Consider the following 241-nt stretch of genomic DNA (forward strand, 5'->3'; position numbering starts at 1 on the left):
GTCGAGGAGCTGTCGAAGATCGACGGTGTGACCGTGCCGACGCCGCAGGGCGCGTTCTACGTGTACCCCGACGTGCAGGGCCTGCTCGGCCGCGAGTGGGGCGGCCGTCGGATCGAGACGAGCCTCGAGCTCGCCGACTACATCCTCGACGCCGCAGAGGTCGCGGTCGTTCCGGGTGAGGCCTTCGGCCCGAGCGGCTACCTCCGCCTGAGCTACGCCCTCGGTGAGGACCAGCTGCTCG

General features: G+C 70.5%; 1 protein-coding gene. It reads left to right on the plus strand.

All coding sequences use genetic code 11. The features are described 5' to 3' along the window. A partial coding sequence (locus SB754_RS22570; protein ID WP_410784504.1) for an aminotransferase class I/II-fold pyridoxal phosphate-dependent enzyme occupies nt 1–241 on the plus strand: 241 nt, incomplete at both ends.

Origin of the sequence: Leifsonia sp. SIMBA_070, assembly GCF_046534635.1 — a bacterium.
Taxonomy (GTDB): domain Bacteria; phylum Actinomycetota; class Actinomycetes; order Actinomycetales; family Microbacteriaceae; genus Leifsonia.